The 846-nt window shown below is 76.1% G+C and carries 1 protein-coding gene; it reads right to left on the bottom strand.

Going from position 1 to position 846, the window contains the following annotated elements; all coding sequences use genetic code 11:
• Positions 1 to 30 precede the first annotated feature (30 nt).
• Positions 31 to 846 (bottom strand): CdaR family transcriptional regulator (locus B9S61_RS02210; protein WP_181007200.1); only part of this gene is annotated, 816 nt, incomplete at its 5' end.

Below are 846 nucleotides of genomic sequence, written 5' to 3'. Positions count from 1 at the left end.
GTCCAGGCTGCGGGGCTGTTCCGGCGTCGCTCAGCCGGGCTCGGACGACGTCGCCTTGAGGGCCAGCCACAGCTCCATGCGCACGTCCGGGTCGTCGAGGGAGCGGCCGAGGATCTCCTCGACGCGGCGCATGCGGTAGCGCAGGGTGTGGCGGTGGACGCCGAGGTCGGCGGCGGCGGCGTCCCACTGGCCGTGCCGGGACAGCCACGCGCGCAGGGAGGCGACGAGGTCGCCGCGGCCGGTCGCGTCGTGTTCGCGCAGGGCCCGCAGCAGCCCGTCGGCGAACGCCCTGACCGCGTCGTCGGCGAGCAGCGGGAGTACGGACCCGGCGGCCATGTGCTCGTGCTCCACCAGCACCCTGCCCCGCCGTCTGGCCACCGAGAGCGCCTGCTCGGCCTGTCTGTAGGCGGTGGACGCGGCGATCGGCCCGGCCGGGGCTGACAGTCCGATCACCAGGTCGTCGTCGCTCCTGCCGGCCGTCTCCCGCGCGGCGGCGTGATCGCAGCAGGCGGCCAGCGCGGCGCCGCCGTCGGCGGCCAGCACGACCAGCCGGTCCCCCTCCGGCACGACCAGGACCGTCTCGCCGGAGCGGGCGGCGGCGGACTCCGCGGTCTCGGCGAGGGCTCCGAGCGCGTCACCGTTCGCCTCGGTGCCGACGGCGACGATGATCCGGAAGGGCGCGTCGAGGAGCGCTCCGTACAGGTCCCCCGCGACCGCGCGGGCGTGGTCCGGTTCCCCGGCGAGCAGCATGCGCAGCACGGCGGCGCCGATCCGCTGTTCGGTCGCGTGCAGGGAGCGGGAGCGTTCCGTGGTCAGGGTGAGCAGGGCGATGGCGGAGTGGACGGC

Source organism: Streptomyces sp. SM1 (assembly GCF_002910825.1).
Taxonomy (GTDB): Bacteria; Actinomycetota; Actinomycetes; order Streptomycetales; family Streptomycetaceae; genus Streptomyces; species Streptomyces okerensis.
The sequence above is the reverse complement of the archived record's forward strand: the minus strand, read 5'-3'. Positions and strand labels throughout refer to the sequence as shown.